At 36.4% G+C, this 18,129-nt stretch carries 15 protein-coding genes, 2 tRNA genes and 1 other RNA gene; 8 read left to right on the top strand and 10 right to left on the bottom strand.

The genetic code is table 11. From position 1 onward, the window contains the following. Window positions 1-138: 138 nt before the first annotated feature. Window positions 139-729, top strand: a complete 591-nt coding sequence (locus C7381_RS01415; protein WP_116479637.1) for a hypothetical protein — start codon at window positions 139-141, stop codon at window positions 727-729. Window positions 730-766: 37 nt separating this feature from the next. Here the strand turns inward: C7381_RS01415 and C7381_RS01410 are convergent, their stop codons facing one another. The 10 genes from C7381_RS01410 to pssA all read right to left on the bottom strand — a co-directional run bounded on the left by C7381_RS01410 (window position 767) and on the right by pssA (window position 12,157). Next, a complete protein-coding gene (locus tag C7381_RS01410; RefSeq protein WP_116479636.1) occupies window positions 767-2,194 on the bottom strand; it encodes an aspartate ammonia-lyase in 1,428 nt (475 codons plus the stop codon). A gap of 107 nt (window positions 2,195-2,301) precedes the next feature. Then, entirely contained in the window at window positions 2,302-5,049 is a 2,748-nt protein-coding gene (locus tag C7381_RS01405) for an LTA synthase family protein (RefSeq protein WP_116479635.1), read from the bottom strand. A 46-nt stretch (window positions 5,050-5,095) separates the two neighbouring features. Continuing rightward, window positions 5,096-5,362: signal recognition particle sRNA large type (gene ffs / locus C7381_RS01400), an RNA gene on the bottom strand. Continuing rightward, window positions 5,363-5,453 (bottom strand) — tRNA-Ser (locus tag C7381_RS01395). Between the two features lie 82 nt (window positions 5,454-5,535). Then, window positions 5,536-7,332: an LTA synthase family protein gene (locus C7381_RS01390; protein ID WP_116479634.1), complete on the bottom strand. Its 1,797-nt coding sequence runs from the start codon at window positions 7,330-7,332 to the stop codon at window positions 5,536-5,538. Beyond that, window positions 7,329-7,892, bottom strand: a complete 564-nt coding sequence (locus C7381_RS01385) for a hypothetical protein (RefSeq protein ID WP_116479633.1) — start codon at window positions 7,890-7,892, stop codon at window positions 7,329-7,331. The genes C7381_RS01390 and C7381_RS01385 overlap by 4 nt, the downstream gene beginning before the upstream one ends. Then, window positions 7,882-9,411, bottom strand: a complete 1,530-nt coding sequence (locus C7381_RS01380) for an NAD(P)/FAD-dependent oxidoreductase (protein ID WP_116479632.1) — start codon at window positions 9,409-9,411, stop codon at window positions 7,882-7,884. Before C7381_RS01380 ends, C7381_RS01385 begins: the two co-directional genes overlap by 11 nt. Window positions 9,412-9,413: 2 nt before the next feature. Beyond that, window positions 9,414-10,916: a zinc-binding metallopeptidase family protein gene (locus C7381_RS01375; RefSeq protein ID WP_116479631.1), complete on the bottom strand. Its 1,503-nt coding sequence runs from the start codon at window positions 10,914-10,916 to the stop codon at window positions 9,414-9,416. Beyond that, window positions 10,904-11,608, bottom strand: coding sequence for a purine-nucleoside phosphorylase (gene deoD, locus C7381_RS01370; protein WP_116479630.1), 705 nt, complete (start codon window positions 11,606-11,608; stop codon window positions 10,904-10,906). Before deoD ends, C7381_RS01375 begins: the two co-directional genes overlap by 13 nt. Before the next feature lie 9 nt (window positions 11,609-11,617). Next, on the bottom strand, window positions 11,618-12,157 hold the full coding sequence (gene pssA / locus C7381_RS01365; RefSeq protein WP_116479629.1) for a CDP-diacylglycerol--serine O-phosphatidyltransferase: 540 nt from the start codon (window positions 12,155-12,157) through the stop codon (window positions 11,618-11,620). Window positions 12,158-12,242: 85 nt separating this feature from the next. Between pssA and C7381_RS01360 the strand changes: the two genes are divergently transcribed. From C7381_RS01360 to C7381_RS01330, 7 genes are all read left to right on the top strand, one after another. After that, window positions 12,243-12,947 (top strand): phosphatidylserine decarboxylase, encoded by a 705-nt coding sequence (locus C7381_RS01360; protein ID WP_116479628.1) that lies wholly within the window; start codon window positions 12,243-12,245, stop codon window positions 12,945-12,947. A gap of 90 nt (window positions 12,948-13,037) precedes the next feature. Beyond that, window positions 13,038-13,937: a hypothetical protein gene (locus tag C7381_RS01355; protein ID WP_116479627.1), complete on the top strand. Its 900-nt coding sequence runs from the start codon at window positions 13,038-13,040 to the stop codon at window positions 13,935-13,937. Further along, entirely contained in the window at window positions 13,937-14,956 is a 1,020-nt protein-coding gene (locus tag C7381_RS01350) for an LCP family protein (protein ID WP_116479626.1), read from the top strand. Before C7381_RS01355 ends, C7381_RS01350 begins: the two co-directional genes overlap by 1 nt. 2 nt (window positions 14,957-14,958) lie before the next feature. Continuing rightward, window positions 14,959-15,921 (top strand): alpha-hydroxy-acid oxidizing protein, encoded by a 963-nt coding sequence (locus C7381_RS01345; RefSeq protein ID WP_116479625.1) that lies wholly within the window; start codon window positions 14,959-14,961, stop codon window positions 15,919-15,921. After that, window positions 15,914-16,558 (top strand): YARHG domain-containing protein, encoded by a 645-nt coding sequence (locus C7381_RS01340; protein ID WP_165803549.1) that lies wholly within the window; start codon window positions 15,914-15,916, stop codon window positions 16,556-16,558. The genes C7381_RS01345 and C7381_RS01340 overlap by 8 nt, the downstream gene beginning before the upstream one ends. A 45-nt stretch (window positions 16,559-16,603) precedes the next feature. After that, entirely contained in the window at window positions 16,604-17,068 is a 465-nt protein-coding gene (gene tadA / locus C7381_RS01335; protein WP_116479623.1) for a tRNA adenosine(34) deaminase TadA, read from the top strand. Between the two features lie 4 nt (window positions 17,069-17,072). After that, window positions 17,073-17,161, top strand: a tRNA-Ser gene (locus C7381_RS01330). Window positions 17,162-18,129 lie beyond the last annotated feature (968 nt).

Genomic DNA, 18,129 nt, shown 5'->3' with positions numbered 1-18,129 from the left:
TGAAACGAACATACTATTCATAAAAAGTTTTTTAAGCTGCAATTTTTTTACATAAAATAATAAAAATGAGCAAATTAATTTCTTAAAAAATATTTTTTTGTGATATAATATTTATGAATAAAAATAAAGGAGACAATTATGTACATTCACAATTTTGCAAGAGAAGACTCCAAAGGTGCCTTCGTTGAACTGTCAGATTTTTCTTTCGATATAGGAAAAATTTTAATCAATTTTGTTAAATATGACGAAAACACACACAAGACTGAATTTACAATTCCAATCTACCTCGACTTCAAGGAATACCTCGCACTTGTCGAGGAAGTCCGCTCCGGTCGCATATACAAACACATAATCGAAGAGAAAAATAAAGGCAATATATTTGCGAACATAAACCAAATTCTTTCAGGCGATTCACCGGAAAAAGCTAAGACAAAAAAATATCCGTTTGAAGTTCCAAATGGAAAAGCTGTAAGCAAGTCTTTCTCATTTTCAGTCAGTAAAAAGTCCGGATATCTTTTAAAAGCAAGTTTGGGACTTGGACGTGAAGATGAAAAGGGACTTATAATTCCCGACGGCAAAATTATAAATTACATTCAAATTCCAATAAATCACAAAGAACTTTTCGGATTTTTAAGATATGGCGAAATTCGCATCATGGCATACGAAAATATGAAAATGATGCATTTTAAAGATGAGTTTAACCTCTCAAATTGGACATGGCAAAAATAGACAGAAAAAAAGACCCCTCGAGGTCTTTTTTTATTTGCTATTTATTTTCATCAAGCAAGTGCTTTGCAGCAATGCCCGGTTTTGTGAGTTCCATTGGATTCATAATTTCGTTGAAATCTTTTTCATCCAAAATTTTGTCTCTAAGCACGATACTCTTTACTGATTCACCTGTCTTTAAGCTTTCTTTTGCAATTGAAGCAGCGTTCTTGTATCCGATGTGCGGAGCTAGAGCTGTGACCATTCCGACAGATGCATTCAAAAGTTCTTCAATTCTCTTTTCATTTGCAGTGATTCCGTCAATACAATTAATTCTCAAAGTATTCATTGCCCCTGTCAATGTTTCGATTGATTCATAAAGTGATTTGAAAAGTACAGGTTCAAATGCATTAAGTTCAAGTTGACCGGCTTCAGCACACACGGTGATTGTAATATCATTTCCTGCAACCAAGTATGCAACTTGTGTTACAACTTCAGGAATAACCGGATTTATTTTGCCCGGCATGATTGATGAACCATTTTGCTTTGCAGGTAAATTGATTTCTCCAATTCCCGTCTTAGGTCCGCTGCTCATAAGCCTTAAGTCATTACTCATCTTTGAAAGAGTCATAGCCATTGCTTTTAAAGCACCTGAAAGGAATAGAAGTGCATCGAGGTTTTGAGTTCCATCGACTAAGTCTTCAGCTTGTGATAATTCATAACCTGTAATTTTATTTAGTTCCGGAACGATTAATTCAAGATATTTTGTGTCAACATTTATTCCCGTTCCGATTGCACTTGCACCCATATTTACAACTTTTATTCCGTCGAGTGCATAATTTATTCTTTTAATATCGCGACTTAACGCGTCTTTATATGCTCTAAACTCTTGACCGAGTCTGATTGGAACAGCGTCCTGAAGTTGAGTTCTTCCCATTTTTACAATGCCGTCAAATTCAACAGCTTTTTTGTCCAATGAGGAAATTAATTCTTCAAGTTCAGCAAGCATTTTATTAGCAAGTTCAATTGCTCCAAGCTTTCCGGAGGTAGGATAAACGTCATTTGTAGATTGCCCCATATTTACATGATCGTTAGGATGAACAAATTTATATTCGCCCGCTACTCCTCCCATTTTTATCTCAGCTATATTTGCAATAACTTCATTAGCGTTCATGTTTGCAGTTGTACCTGCACCACCTTGAACAGGGTCTGTAAAAAATGCTTCATGATATTTTCCTTCAATAATTTCATCACATGCTTTTTCAATTGCTTCGGCTTTGTCAGCATCCAAAACTCCCGCTTTGCAGTTTGCAATAGCACATGCTTTTTTAATTTCAGCAAGAGCTTTTACCATAGCAGGATGGAGTGTCAATCCCGTAATTTGAAAGTTGTCATGTCCTCTTAAAGTTTGTACGCCGTATAATGCATCAATTGGAACTTGTTTTTCACCGACTGAATCGCTTTCCAGTCTGAATTTTTCATTATCCATTGAAACCTCCTTCAATTTATTACGCCTCAAGTATAACACAACTGCATTTAAAAATCAAACAATTAATAGATATTGATAATTTTTATAATTAGGTGATAGAAATCACCTCACTTGGAAAGAAATCCACCCACAAGCTTAACTGCTTCCAAAATTTCTTCATCGTTCATCTTGTCGCTGAATGAAATTCCACTAAACCCAAGTTTATATACATATTGTGCCTCATCGTAACTGTTTAAAATCGCAACTATTCTTTCAAGAGGGAAATTCTGTTCTTTCAAAGTTCTTAAATTATGAACCGCCTGATCTGTAGACTCAAAAGCAACTTTTACTTTTTCATCCGACATATAATTCTTTAAATCTTCAATTGTCTTTAATTCATCGTCATCAATTTCAATAGATTCGGTTTCATAATTGTAGTTTGCAACAATTTTCTTAAAATAATTTTCAGAGTTTTCATCCTCGAAATTTATCTTTTGAATTTTTGCCTCTTTCGGCTCATCGGATTTATTTTCAAACTTATCCACTTCTTCGATTGAATATATCTTAGGCTCTTTGTCCATAAAATACGTATGCTCTTTGAGCTTTTCATCATTTGCGTTCTCAAAAATTATTTCCGTGTTGTTCTCATACATCGAAACTTTCATATTCTCATCAATTTCATTGCCCGAAATCATAATCCGGTAACCATTTTGTCTTACAGAAACATATTCATAATCTTCAAGATTTCTCACAGCTAAAATCAGATTTTTATATAGTCCCGGCATTTTTCTAATATAGTCCGCAATCTCTCTTGTGTTCTCCGCGTCAATTATAAACGAAACATCTTCGTCGTAGCCGCGAACCAAATCACCCAAAGTCATCAAATCCGGATTTGCTGTTTTTAATTCTTTCAAATCGCCGGATTCTTTTGATGTCGTGTAAAAATTATCCGTACTTTTAAATAGACCAAGTCTGAAAGTCCTAAATCCTTTTTTAAACGCACTTTCAAACTCAGTTTTATTTTTGATTTCAGCAGCATTTCGCACGCTTACATTTGTTTTTACTTCGTGACTTTCATCAGTGTTACCCTCTTTAAGCATCGACTCCAAAAGATTATTTTCGAGCACATATTTTGAATAATCAATTTCTTTTAATGCCCGCTTATAAAGTTCTCTCGCCTTTTCGCGGTCCACGACCTCGCCCGTTTTTCGGCTTCTGAGTTCACCGTTTTCAAAAATACCGTCACGCTTCATTTGGAAAATGTAATCGTCGTTTATAAACGAACCTCTTATGAGATAGCTTTGCGGAAAAACAACTCCAGGATTTTTGTCTGATAAAATGTCCGTTCCCATCATCACATAATTTTTCTTACTTATGCCGAAAAGATTTAAAATTGTCGGTGCAAAATCAAGCTGACTTCTCACACCTTCGACAGTTTTTGTGCCGTCATATCCGCCAATGTGAATTATAAATGGTATATTTAACATTGTATCGAAATCAAATTTTTTTCCGACAAAATTTCCAACTCGTCTGTTGTCGTCAGGATTATTCATTAAAATTCCGTGGTGATCGCCATAAAGTGCAATGACCGAATTGTCATAAAGACCCTTTTCTTTTAATTCTTCAATAAATTCTCCGATTGCTTCGTCGGTATATCTCACAGCATTTAAGTAGTTCCCGAAAATCGAACCCTCATCTTCTTTTTTTATTTTTATCTTCTTCGTTTCATCCGGCATCTCATACGGTACGTGAGAAGTTAGAGTAACCAAAAATGAAAAGAACGGTTGCTTTTGACTGGACTTCATTATCTCTGCCGACTGTTTGAAAAAGCTTTTGTCTGAAAGACCCATTCCGATTTTATCCGACAAATCAAAATTGTCCTCCGCATAAAACTTGTCGATGCCAATATGAGGATATGCTCTGTCCCTTATCCAGAAGTCTCTTTTGTAGCCGTGATAAGCTGCAACATCATATCCGAAATCTTTGAAGATTTTAGGAAGACCGTAGAGATATGAATCGAGATAAACTTCATAACTCGGGTTTTTCATCGAAGGATACATCGAGTGAAGACTGACGAACTCTGCGTCGGACGTGTTTCCCGCACCCAAAAGTTCAAAATAGTCATTCGCATAAATAGTTCCTTTTTCTTTAATCAGTCGATTCAAATTCGGGGTTATTTCCTCGCCCTCGTATTTTCGTCCGATTGGAAAATTGTTTAAGCTCTCGACTTGAATCATAATAAAATTTTTGCCCTTTGCGATCCCTGTGAACTCGTTTTTCTCGTCATCGCTTATAAAATTCTCTTTTGAAACGTCAATCTCAGAGTTCTCGTCTTCAAGTTTTCCGAAAATATCAAGAGTGTGATATGAAAAGAGAGAAAGTTTTTTCACGGAGCTCAGTTTGCTCAAATTTGCTAAAAGCACAATTCCCGTCACTAAAACAAAAAATGCCGGAATTATAATTCTTCTTATATTAAGTTTTTGAACAAGAAATTCATCGATGAAGTTTAGCTTTCTTTTTATCGCTAAATAAATCACAACCGGCAAGTCTATTACAAAAAGCAAATTCTTTATATTTAATAACATTAAAACTGCCCCTTTAACATCGCCGAGATTGCCGGCGTGTCCCATTTCTTTTATTACGGGAAGTCGATTGAAATATGAAAAATATGTTGCATCCGCAAACATCACGATCGACAATAATACATATAAGCCGAAATAAAGCGACTTTGTGCCTTTAAGTTTTGTGTTTTTAATGAGATAAAAACAAGAAAAAATAAACACGTCAACAGACAGTACGACAAGCGGACTGTACGAGACATGAGTAAGATTATAGAACAATATAAATTTAAAAATTATAAGAAATAATAAAATCATTTTTCCTCCAAATAAAAATGCACCGGCTATGCCGATGCTAATATGTAGGCGCAGCCGAATTCGAACATTCACAACCGTGCTCATATTATAAACTTTGCTCCCACAGAGTTGCCTAATGTCACACGACAATTCTGACTATCGCTGCTTCGTTCCCGACCTGACGAGTTTCACCAAACTTGTTCGTTGCAAAAGGGCCCCATGATCAACACAACGCCTATAACCAGCTTTCGACCATAAATGACCTCCAACGGTTTTAGACCCTGCTATAGCGGATTACAGGTTACAAGGAACCGCTACTTCCCCATCTGCGCCATGGCGGAGAGAGAGGGATTCGAACCCTCGATACGCTATCAACGTATACCCGCTTTCCAGGCGAGCGCCTTCAACCACTCAACCATCTCTCCAAGTGCTCTACTTTTCATATGTTATCATATTTTATAATCCTTGTCAAGTAAAAATTTCTTTAACATAAAAAGGACCGGCTTATTATAAACCAATCCTTTCTGATGTTATTTTATTAAATAAAATTGCATATTTTGAAAGCTTTTCTTCGTGCAAAATTTTCTCTTTTGTTTCTTCATATTTATTTGCATCGATTGGAATATGCGTAAATTTTTTAAAAGCCGAAGCATCTTTTACATCTCCGCTTCTATCCATTTGAACGAATGCGTCATTTGTAAAAAACGAACCCTCTTCAAGATATCCTGAAGGCATGCAGATATTTTTCGGTCTATTTATTATATCGCTTCCAAAGACCACACCCTTGCTTTTATGAATGCCGTAGAGATTTAAAAGTGTTGGCAAAATATCCATTTGTGAACATGTGTTTTGAAAAACTTTATGCTCAAAATTCTTGTTTCGTATAACAAGCGGAATATTCATCATGTCATCGTACGAATATCCGTAAACATAGTCGAGTAAATTTGCCATATCTGAGGCATCGACTGTGTTCGCCGCAGAAATTGCAAAATGATCTCCGTACAAAACAACAGTTGATCTGTCCATAAGACCACTTGCTTCCATTTTTTCAAAGAACATTCCGAGTGCTTTGTCCGCATAATTTATCGCGTTCAAATATCTTCCGACCATTGTATCTGTCGCTTCATTTCCGGCAATTTTCGAATTGAACTTGTCCGGAAGATTAAAAGGCGTATGGCTCGAAAGCGTGATTATAAATGCACAAACCGGTCCATTCTTTTCTTCTTCAATAATATAATCAAAAGTCTGACTCAAGAAATCTTCATCATTTATTCCAAATCCAATTTTATTTTCTTCGTCAAATTTAAAATCTTCTTTTCCAAAAAATTTATCAAAACCAAGCCGCGGATACATTTCATTTCTGTTATAATAGTGTTTTTCATTTCCATGAAAAATCATAGTCGTGTATCCTATGTCTTTAAAAGCTTTTGGAAGTGAATAATAATCTCTGTCGGGAAAGTCCATATAAACAGGGGCCTTTCTCGGCGGATAAAGTGATGTAAGTGTTGCAAACTCAGCGTCACTTGTGTTTCCGCGTCCGATAATTTGAAACATATTGTCAAAGTAAAAACTGTTTTTGTCTTCGGCAAATTTTTTTAGATTCGGAACAACCTCAACACCTCGATATTTTTTTTGAAACAAGAAATTTTGAAGTGCTTCCACTTGAATAACTATCAAGTTCGTTCCCTTAGCAACTCCATATAGTTTATCTTTCTTGTCGGTTTTATATATATAATTTTTAAGCTCTTTTTCATCGACTTCTTTTTTTATTTGTGCGGCCTCGATGCCGATAGAATCCAAAATGTCGATGCCGTGATATAAAACCAAATCCTGTTTTACTACTTGCTTGCTCTTGTTGAAATATAAAAGCTCAAGTATAAAAATTAAAAATACGAGAAATATGACTTTAATATCAATTCCACTGATAATAAATCTTATTATTTTTTCCGGCAAAAACGGAATTATCACTAAATCAAGTACAAGAGTGAGCATGCTCCAATCGAGCAAAACGGCAAGTGAATCACCGACAGTCGAGAGATGCTTTATCTGTTTTATAAGATTTATTGTTGTCAGTTGGTTAAAATGCTTATAGTAAACTACGTCGATTAGCATGACTATCGAAATGGTATAATAAACAATCGCCCACCACTCAAACCCGGTTCTTATTGATAAAAGTTTCAGCCCAATGGTAAAAATCGACACTGAAAGTGTCGAAAATATAACCGTATAGATGTAGTTCTTTTGAACGTTTACTTTGCTGTAAAAGTAAAAGAACTTCACTAATATTAAAAGCATTAAAATCATTCAAGGTCTTCCTTAAATTGCTTGTGTCTTAAAAAATTATAGAGTGCAACAATCAAGAGCACAATGATTACTCCTGATAATATATAGTATCCTGTAATTCCAATTTGTTTCACAACTCTCGGTTGCATAATGAGATTTATTCCATAAAGAATTGCATAAATTATTGTAAGTGGAAGAAATTTTTTCGTTTCTTCATCATGATGTGCATGAAGCATCTCCTTGTAGAATTTTACAGGCTCTCTGTGAATGCTCTTCACGAGAAGATAGTTTGCATTGTTTCTTGTCGGTCTTTCTACTTTTGTAAAAGAAATTCCGAATGCTCTTATATATTTTTTTCTAACAGAGAGTTCAACATATCCGTATCCGCTTTGCTTGTAATAATCTCTAAGTTCTTTGCTGTTTTGCGGAATCAAAAAGTTGTAAGTCTTGACACTCTTTTCAAGTTGCAACTTATTATCCAAAACGTCAACAACTTCGTATCCATGCCTTGTTTCCTGATCCAAATCTCTCTTTAAAGTTTCAGGATAACTTATATGTCCTTGCTTAACCTTAAATTCCATCAATAGTTACCTCCATTATTTTTTCAGCACACTTGAGTCCGTCAAGTGCCGCACTTACTATGCCGCCTGCATAACCTGCTCCCTCGCCGCATGCAAAAAGATTTGAAATGTTTGTATTAAAATATTCATCTCTTTTTATGCGAACAGGAGAACTTGTCTTCGTTTCCGGAGCAGTAATAATCGCATCATCTATAAAGCCGCTCATCTTTTTGTCCATTTGAATAAGGCCTTCTCTCAAATCATCTGCAAAGCCCTTTTCAAAAATTTCATCAATCTTTGTGTATCTCACACCGGTTTTTATGCTCGGTCTGACATTAATAAGAGTTTTTGCTTCACTGTTGTTTAAAAAATCTCTAACGTGAATTGCAGGAGCGGTGTAATCCTCACCGCCCAAAATAAACGCTTTTCGCTCAATCTCCCTTTGATATTCAATAGCCTTTATAGGATCATCGATATCATTTACAGTTCGAACAATTGCTGAGTTCGCATTCGGAAGCCCCCGATCATGAAAACTCATACCGTTTACCGAAAGGTGAAATTCTTCGCTTGCACTCGGTACAACTATTCCGCCCGGACACATACAAAAGCTGTACACTCCATTGTCGCCCGACTTTGCAGTCAAACTGTACTCGCCGTGCAAAAGTCTCTTGTGTCCGACATAATTTCTAAACTGTGCCTTGTCGACAAAAAGCTGACTGTGCTCAATTCTAAAACCGACTGAAAAAGATTTTCCCTCAAGGTGCACTCCTTCGTCGATTAGATTTAAAAATGTATCTCTTGCGGCATTCCCTATTGCAAGCACCACTATATCATAATAATATTTACCCGTTTCAGTCTCAATTCCAACAACTTTACCACCCTCAAAAATCAATCGCTTGACTTTTGAATTAAAATAAATATTCACACCTCTTTTAATCAAATCGTTTCTGAATTTTTTTATGACCTCCGTCATTATATCAGTACCGATATGAGGTTTGTGCATAATCTTAATGTCTTCAGGTGCCCCAAAAGAATAAAGCGTGTCTTTAACATATTCCTTGCGATCATCCTTGCTTCTTGATGTAAGTTTGCCGTCGCTGAAAGTGCCGGCACCGCCTTCTCCGAAAGAAATGTTTGACTCAGGATTTAAAATCCTCGTCTCAATAAATTTAAAAACATCCTCTTTTCTCTTATCAACATCTGACCCACGCTCATAAACGTCAACATTAAAACCTGCCAGATTTAAAATATGTGCTGCATAAATCCCGGCCGGTCCAAATCCTACAATTCCAACTTTTATTTTGTTTTTAGGAAGTTCCTTCGGTTTGTATTTTTCTCGATATTTTCCGGAGCCTTTAATTTCAAAATCAAAATCCACCAAAAGCTTTAAATTGAATTTTAAAATGCTTCTCCTTGCATCGAGACTTCTTTCAATAATTTCGTAGGACTCCAATTTTAAATTGTAATCTTTTTTCGCCGCTCTTTTTATTTCTGAATCGTCATAATCGAGTGAAACATTCACATTTATTGTTTGCTTCATGGCTACTCTTCACCGTCAAGAAGTCTTAAAATCGATTCCAATAAAAGCTTTGGCAACTTATTAAAATGGTAATCTTCATCAAATACATATTCACCGTTAATAAGCTTTGTCATTGCTCCAATTGTTACAGAAGGAATGCCAAGCTCTTTACTTATGTCAAGCATTTCAACATGGTCTTTTTTGTCGCCAGGCACAAGATCTGTTGCCGCCTTCAAATCTCTATATTCTTCGGTAAAGTCGAAAAATGAACTATAGCTGAGTTCAGGGAAGAAAAACCTTCTCTTAATTTTCGGGTCCACATCATTTATTGCTGACGTTACCGCAAGCATCAAATCCCTTTGGGCGTCGGATGTTCCCGTTATATCAACCCTGTGGAAAGGAAATTCTTCGAGATACAAAATTAATACCGGCTCATTTGCAGTCCTAAAATTATCATATAAATATCTGACCATTCTCAGTCTGATTTCACTTGGGTTTACGTCGTCTTCACGATTCTCCATAATCTTGAATTTATTTTTCAAAGAAGCATTTACAACTTCGCCTCTAACCGTTGCAACTTCATTTAAATACTCGTCCCAAGTGTAGATCTTCGGCATATTTTTCATCGGTGTAAACTTTATATCCCTCTTCAAACAATACTTGGCATATTTAGTATTTATTTCATCAATTGACTTCTTGAGTGACTCAGTAAGCACTCTTTTAAACTCTTTCATAAATCCGACAATCGAATGAGATACACTTGTTGTTGTGAACGATACATATCCAAATGCCGCACTTTGGAACTCCGTTCCCCCCGGCACGAGAAGACGATTTACGTAAATCGGTTCGCTAACTTCATTTTGATATATATCCATAAGTTCGCTGTTTAGAGTAATGTCTCTAACAATAGTAGAGAGAATATATCCCGGGTCGATTCCGTCATAGAAAGCGGTGGTTCTTGCAGTCTTTCCCGCAAAAAATATGCTTGGACGCAAAATCGCCTGCGAGCCAAAGAACACACTCTCTTCACCGTTTGAAAGATAAAGTGAAGTTTGGAAGAGTGCTTTAAAATTGTAACCCTCTTCACTCAACTCTTTAACAAATTTCGACGCCTTTTTTATGCCCTCGTGTTCACCGTATCTGTCACAAACATTTATAAGTACAACTTTTCCTTCTTTAAGCTTTTCAGACAATTCCTCCATCATTTGAAAAAGTGCTGCAGTCGTCGCCTTCATCGACATTATATCGAGACGTGAAAGCTTCTCCGAAAGTGCCGGTTCATCAATTGTGTTTACAATCAAAACAGCATCTTTCGATTCACCCTTTTCCAAAATCGAAACTTGATTGAAACGCAAAATGCTTTTCTCATCTGTCGAAACAAGTTTTACATTTTGAGGATTTTCCTTGAAATACGGAAGTTCCATAAAAAGATTGTATAGAAGCTTCGCCATATCAACTTCGCCTTTTGTATATGTTATGGCATCCATTTCAAGTAGTTTTTGATAAATATTTTCTATATTAAACATGATTCAAGTGCCACCAAAATCATATCGTTAAATGATTTTTCCCTTTCTTTAGGAGTTGTTTGTTCTTTCATGTGAAAACTGTCGGAAACTGTCAAAATTGTAAGAGCCTTTTTGCCCAATTTTTGTGCAGTTAAATATAAGCCGTAGCTCTCCATTTCCACAGCCAAAATTCCCATGTCTTCCCATCTCTTCCACTCGTCTTCATTGTTATTATAAAAAACATCGGATGAGAAAACATTTCCGACTTTTACATTCATATCAAGTTTTTCAGCTGATATTACAGCTTTTCTAAGTAAATCAAAATCACAAATTGCAGAAATTGTTCCCGGCAAATTGAATTGATGTGCAAAGTTCGAATCGCTCGACGCTCCCATCGCAATGACGAGGTCAAAAAGTTTTAAGTCTTTATTGTATGCTCCACATGAACCAACTCTTATAATATTTTCCACATCGTATTTCTCATATAGCTCATGTGCATAAATACCTATTGAAGGAATTCCCATTCCAGAGCCCATGACCGACAATTCTTTTCCCTTGTATTTTCCTGAAAATCCTAACATATTCCTCACAGCATTAAACTGTTTTACATCCGTCAAAAAATTCTCCGCAATATATTTTGCACGAAGCGGATCTCCCGGCATCAAAACAGTTTTCTTTATATCGCCTCTATTTGCTTCGTTGTGTGGTGTCATAAAATCCTCCTAACGCTTTTTGATTCTTATCTTCGAAAGTTCCAAAATTGACAGTATTATCATAACAACTACGAAAGTCACAGGTGCAATATTTCTTCTAAAAATTAAAAGCACCGCAAGAAGACTCCCGCCGATTGTTATCGGAAGGCCCATGAAGCTATTGTCTTCATCAAGCCCGACAATATTGTATCTTGCAAGTCGAAGAGCACCAGCGCAAATTAGCATGACCGTTGCAATGCCTCCCAAAAGTCTAATATTATTCGGTGCATGCAAAAAAACGGAATTGTACGCATGCACAGAAGGTGCAACTCCGAAACTTATAATGTCACCCATACTGTCCATTTGAACTCCCATATCGCTCGAAGTACCAAGCATCCTTGCAACTATACCGTCATATCTGTCTGCAATCGCCGCAATCCAAATCATTGCAATAGCTGTTTTATATTTTCCGTTCATTGTTGCAACAATCGACATTGATCCGCATACCATATTAAGAAGCGTAACGAAATTTGCTGCATTATTTAAAAATATATTATTATCTTTCTTCATTATCTTTCTCCTTCTTGAGAATATCTTACATTTATATTATACTAGATTTATTCAGAGTAATCAAATAAAGAACGGAGATGATAAAATGAAAGCTTATAAAATTTTAATTGAATTTTTTAATCTCGGTTTTATAAATAAATTGTTTTATAAATTGATGCGTACAAAATTCTCGTCGCTTTTCATACCGATTTATAAAAAGATTTTTAAAATCGATGAATCCTTAATCATTAATGACCAATTCGATTCGCTTGAAGATTTTTTTACAAGAAAAATAGATTTAACAAAAAGACCTGAAGGAAGAGGTAAATACATCTCACCTTGCGACGGATTTATTAGTGCTGCCGGAAAACTTAGCGAAGAGAATGAATTCATAGTTAAGGGCCATACTGTAAACACAATATCTCTAACAAACGACTCGGAGATTTACGAATATTATCAGGTTATTTATTTGAGTCCTAGTGATTATCACAGATTTCATGCGATAGATGAAAATGAATTTATATCTTCAACTACAATTGGCGATAAATCGATTCCCGTAAATGATATGGGCTTTAAAATCGGAAATCCGTTTTTAAAAAACTACCGAATAGTGTTAAAGACAAATGACTACGCATACATTCCGGTCGGAGCAACAAATGTAAACAGCATAGAAATAAAAAAACACAAATTCTTAAAAGGCGAAGAAATCGGACAATTTGGGTTCGGCTCTACAATTGTAATTCTTTATAAAGAAATACCGGGCACATCTAAATTCGGCAAAATCAAAGTTCGTGAAGACTTATTTTCATGACTTAAATTTTTAGCTTGAAATTGTCCGTGAATAAGTGATATAATATCAAGAGATTTCCATTAAAGATTGAATAGTTAAACTGGAGGAATTATGAAAAAGAGACTTTGTCTTTTGCTTTTGATTGTCTTTGTACTATTTGTTTGCGGCTGTAAGGAAAGAAGTTACAATAACGGCGGCGAAAATACTACTGAACCGACAGAAAATACACCGAAAGTTCATAAAGACCTTAAAGAATATATAAAAGAAAATATTAACACTTCGAACAAAAAAGAAAATACAAATTTATTGATGAATTTGGAGGATGCACTCACCGAGAATCTTTCGGTTGTCGAAAATATCGTGCTACAAGAGGACATTCAAAATTATCTTTTAAACAATTTCGAAAAAACAATTTTGAGTGAAGAAGATCTTGAAACGATTGAAAACGACGATATAAAAAACGAACTCAAAAAGATTTATAAGTCCGGATATTTCGTTCTTAAAATGGGTGTGAACTATCTTCCGGCTATAGATTATAGAAGTTTTCTTATTGCAGAAGATGAACTTGACGACGACGTAAAGGAATACTATGCCCTGAAAGCTCACGGTGTTGTAAATCCTGTGCTTGCAAGTGGAAAAGTTCTGATTAAGCCGGTTGAAATTCTAAAAAGAATAAATAATATTGAGAATTTTATAAAAAAATATCCTGATTTTCCAAGAAACAACGACTTCACTGTTCGCTATCAAAGTTGGCTCTATCTGCTTTTAACAGGCACGACTTTAAATCCTATTGTGGATGAGAACAACCATTTGACTCCGGATTATGCGGATCTTGTAAAAGAGACAGAAAATCCTGTTACTATGGCGGAAAGCGGAATAAAAGAAGGATATGAATTACTTCAAAAAACAAACTATTCAAATGATGAAAAAACCATGGCTTCTTTAAGGGGAATTGTAAAAGAAAAAACAGAAAATTTGAGACTACTTTCTAATAGAGAAGAGGATAATTAATGAAAAAAAAGTTTATAATATCATTTTTGGTTGCATTTTTAACTTTCGCAGCTTTCTATGCTTATGCCGAGATTAATCATGCACCAAATCCATTTGCGAAGTTAATCGGAATTGAAGAAGAACCGACCGCAAATGATATGAACAATGTCGAAAACGATAAAACGAATGAGGAAAATCCGGATTCTGAAGAACCGAAGAAACCTGAAAAAGAAATCACCGGCGAGCTTTTCTTTGTAGTTATGGGCGTTGACGGTGATGACGTCAAGGACATAAACTCAGTCAAAGGTCAAAGAACCGACACCATGATTTTAACAAAACTTAATTTTGACACCGGTGAAATTGATTTGATGAATTTACCTCGTGACACAATGGTAAATATTCCAAATCATGGAACAAACAAGCTTAATGCCGGTCACGCTTTCGGCGGAAACGAAGGTGCAATGAGTGCAATAAGAAGTCTGACAAATTTGGACTTGAGGCACTATGTAAAAGTTGACTATGAAGCAGTCAGAAATCTTGTTGATGCTATCGGTGGAGTCGAGTTTGATGTTCCTGTAAGAATGAAATACTACGACCCTACTGCAAAACCGCCGCTCGACATCGACCTTCAAAAGGGTCTTCAAACAATCGACGGCAACAAAGCGATAAAACTTTTGAGATGGAGACACAACTCCGACTGGACAACAGGCGGATACGGAAACGGTTCAGATATTTCAAGAATAAAAACTCAACAAGACTTTATAAAAGCGACAATAAAACAAGCACTCACGTTTAAAAATATATTTAAACTCCCATCAATTCTTCAAAAAGTGCTTCCAAATGTCGACACAAATCTTTCAATCGAAAAAATGATTTCAGCTGCAGCAAGTGCCGGAAAACTTAACTCTGAAAATATCAGAACGGAAACTCTTCCGGGGGACGCTCAATACATCGGCGGTGCAAGCTATTGGGTCTATGATAAGACAAAATCAAAAGAACTCATCACTTCCCTTTTCGGTAACTATTATATTGGAGATTAATTTTGAAAAAGTTAAATACAGATTTAGAACAAGCTATGATAAGAAAAATTGAACACCTTTTCTTTTGCAATAACTGCAAAAGAATGGGTGTTTTTAATAATGTAAAACTTGAGCCGGAGGAACTATTGGATTTGTCAATTGAAGACATCGACACAAGTGTTGATTTTCTTGACATGAAACTCTCGTTTCCTTCTTATGTAAACGCAATAACCGGAGGTTCATATATCTCGGAAAATATCAATCGAAAACTTGCTATACTTTCTCGCGAATTTGATATACCGGTTATGACCGGATCAATGTCCGTGTTTTTAAAATATGGCGAACTAAAAAGCTATTTGCCTCTTAAAAACTCCTACAAAGTCATTGTAAATCTTAGTGCGAGAAACACAGTTTCTGAGCTTTTAAAATGTGCAGATGCTATGGACACAAAATATGTTTGTCTTCATGTAAACACTGCACAGGAGCTCATTCAACCCGAAGGCGACAATTCATTTAAAAATGAAACAAGAAATATAAAAGACGCTGTAAATGAATTTGGTGAAAATCTTATTGTGAAAGCAGTGGGACAAGGCTTCAGCAATGGTACGATAAAAAGGCTTTGCGACCTTGGCGTAAAAAACATCGACATAAGCGGTGCCGGCGGTACAGATTTTTCTGAAATCGAAAGAATGCGAACAGTTAAACACTTTGATACTTTTCCTTCGATTGACACCGAGACAAGCCTTTCCTATTTAAAAGAGTTTGACGTATACAAAATTGCAAGCGGCGGCATCGACACTCCACTCGACATGATAAAAGCAATAAAGTTAGGCGCAGACATCACAGCAAGTGCTTATTACTATCTTATGCTCACAAAATTAGACAAATATGCCGCATTCGACAAAATAAAAAATGATCGACTGGAATTCAAAAAACTTATGCTTCTTCTTGGCAAAAAAAGTTTGAAAGAACTTGGAGGTGATTAAAATTATAAATCATCTACCACCACCGTATGACGAATTTGAAAAAAATAATAATAACCAACGAAATGTTGCAATCGGCCTTTCGTTATTTATCATAATTTCAATTTTTCTGCTTTATGTTTTTGCATATCAAAAAAAAGCACCGGCTGACAATGTTGAAATAAAAGAGTCAAACTTAAAAAAAGCGGAAGTGCTTCCGAAAGTTGATGAAAAAAGTGACAAAGAAGTCAAAATAATAACAGAGGAAATAAAACCGGGAGACGCAAATAAAGACGCTCCAACTGACGAAGCTGAACAAAGTGAAGAAGTCGAAATAAATGATACACTTTCTGATAATACCTCAAGTGAAGATTCAGATTATACAGATGAAAAAATCCCAAAAGATGCATTTTTATTTCCATCGGATTCAGTTTTGATAACAGATGAAAAACTCGAAAGTCTTGATGACAAAACAATTGAGCTAATTAAAAATGAAATCTATGCAAGACACGGCTATATCTTTACCGACCGAGCTTTAAAGAAATACTTCGAAACATTCAGTTGGTATAAACCGAACGACGACTACAGTCCGAAGCTTCTCAATCAAACCGAAAAAGCAAATATTAAAATTATAAAAAAATTTCAGTCACGTGAAAAGTAAGTCAAAATCCTTGACTTATTTTTTTTTCTATTGTAAAATGTACTTATGGTTGATGACAAAGTCTTCATGAAAGAAGCTCTAAAACAGGCAAAGAAAGCCTATGAAAAAAATGAAATCCCTATAGGTGCCGTTCTTGTAAAAGACGGCAAAATTATTTCACGCGGAAGAAACTCCGTTATTGAAAAAAATGACATGACTTCGCACGCCGAGATAAATGCTCTTAGAAAAGCGGGGAAAAAATTGGAAAACTATCGCCTTCCTGGTCTTACACTCTATACAACTCTTGAGCCATGCTCAATGTGTGCAGGTGCAATAATCGAATCTCGGATAGAAAGAATTGTTATTGGTGCTCTCGACCCGAAAAGAGGTGCAATAATTTCAAATCTTGAACTCACAAAATCAACCGTCTCCAATACCGACATCGCCGTTACAACAGGCGTCATGGAAAAAGAATGCCTCGAAATCATACAGGAATTCTTTAGAGGACTGCGAGAAAGAAAAAAGAAATAAGAATGGAAAAGTACCGAAGTGGTCGTAACGGGGCGCTCTCGAAAAGCGTTTGCGGGCAACCGCACGTGGGTTCGAATCCCACCTTTTCCGCCAAAATAAAAGTGTGGGCACAACGTGCCCACGCTTTTTATTTTAGAGGTGGGATTCGAACGCCGAGCATTTCCCGAGCGAACAGCGAGGAAAAAGAAATGCGAAGGCCGGACGATAAAATACCCACCTTTTCCGCCTTTTTAAAGGAAGGTGGGATTCGTCGCCGAACATTTCCTTAAGCGTCAGCGAGGAAAAAGAAATGCGAGGCCGGACGATTGCTCCCCACCTTTTCCGCCTTTTTAAAGGAAGGTGGGATTCGTCGCCGAACATTTCCTTAAGCGTTAGCGAGGAATCAGAAATGCGAGGCCGGACGATTGCTCCCCACCTTTTCCGCCTTTTTAAAGGAAGGTGGGATTCTCTCCGCAGATTGTTGTTCACAATCGAACTTCGCTTTGCTCGTTCTCTTGTACAACAAGTTGCGTTAGACCTACTAGCCAATCGAGCTTCCCTACGGTCGCTCTCTCGGGTTAGGTCTTAAACGCCGAGCATTTCCTTAAGCGTCAGCGAGGAAAAAGAAATGTGAGGCCGGACGATTGGATTACCACCTTTTCCGCCTTTTTAAAGGTAGGTGGGATTCGTCGACGAGCATTTCCTTAAGCGTCATCGAGGAAAAAGAAATGCGAAGGCCGGACGATTGGATAACCACCTTTTCCGCCATAATAAAATAGGATTCGTCGCCGAACATTTCCTTAAGCATTAGCGAGGGAAAAGAAATGCGAAGGCCGGACGATTGGATAACCACCTTTTCCGCCTTTTTAATAAAATAGGGTTCGTCGCCGAGCATTTCCTTAAGCGTCAGCGAGGAATCAGAAATGCGAGGCCGGACGATTGGATAACCACCTTTTCAGCCATAATAAAATAGGATTCGTCGCCGAGCATTTCCTTAAGCGTCAGCGAGGAATCAGAAATGTGAGGCCGGACGATAAAATACCCACCTTTTCAGCCATAGCAGTACAACCTTTTTACTAATT

This window comes from Ezakiella coagulans, assembly GCF_003096635.1.
In the GTDB taxonomy this organism is placed as follows: Bacteria; Bacillota; Clostridia; order Tissierellales; family Peptoniphilaceae; genus Ezakiella; species Ezakiella coagulans.
Note: the sequence above shows the minus strand (reverse complement) of the source record. Positions and strands in the feature narration are given on the sequence as shown.

What these genes read in the sequence shown, in the direction of transcription:
- C7381_RS01415 (WP_116479637.1), top strand. Translation starts at nt 139, where the DNA reads ATGTACATTCACAATTTTGCAAGAGAAGACTCCAAAGGTGCCTTCGTT.
- C7381_RS01410 (WP_116479636.1), bottom strand. Translation starts at nt 2,194, where the DNA reads ATGGATAATGAAAAATTCAGACTGGAAAGCGATTCAGTCGGTGAAAAA.
- C7381_RS01405 (WP_116479635.1), bottom strand. Translation starts at nt 5,049, where the DNA reads ATGATTTTATTATTTCTTATAATTTTTAAATTTATATTGTTCTATAAT.
- C7381_RS01390 (WP_116479634.1), bottom strand. Translation starts at nt 7,332, where the DNA reads ATGATTTTAATGCTTTTAATATTAGTGAAGTTCTTTTACTTTTACAGC.
- C7381_RS01385 (WP_116479633.1), bottom strand. Translation starts at nt 7,892, where the DNA reads ATGGAATTTAAGGTTAAGCAAGGACATATAAGTTATCCTGAAACTTTA.
- C7381_RS01380 (WP_116479632.1), bottom strand. Translation starts at nt 9,411, where the DNA reads ATGAAGCAAACAATAAATGTGAATGTTTCACTCGATTATGACGATTCA.
- C7381_RS01375 (WP_116479631.1), bottom strand. Translation starts at nt 10,916, where the DNA reads ATGTTTAATATAGAAAATATTTATCAAAAACTACTTGAAATGGATGCC.
- deoD (WP_116479630.1), bottom strand. Translation starts at nt 11,608, where the DNA reads ATGACACCACACAACGAAGCAAATAGAGGCGATATAAAGAAAACTGTT.
- pssA (WP_116479629.1), bottom strand. Translation starts at nt 12,157, where the DNA reads ATGAAGAAAGATAATAATATATTTTTAAATAATGCAGCAAATTTCGTT.
- C7381_RS01360 (WP_116479628.1), top strand. Translation starts at nt 12,243, where the DNA reads ATGAAAGCTTATAAAATTTTAATTGAATTTTTTAATCTCGGTTTTATA.
- C7381_RS01355 (WP_116479627.1), top strand. Translation starts at nt 13,038, where the DNA reads ATGAAAAAGAGACTTTGTCTTTTGCTTTTGATTGTCTTTGTACTATTT.
- C7381_RS01350 (WP_116479626.1), top strand. Translation starts at nt 13,937, where the DNA reads ATGAAAAAAAAGTTTATAATATCATTTTTGGTTGCATTTTTAACTTTC.
- tadA (WP_116479623.1), top strand. Translation starts at nt 16,604, where the DNA reads ATGGTTGATGACAAAGTCTTCATGAAAGAAGCTCTAAAACAGGCAAAG.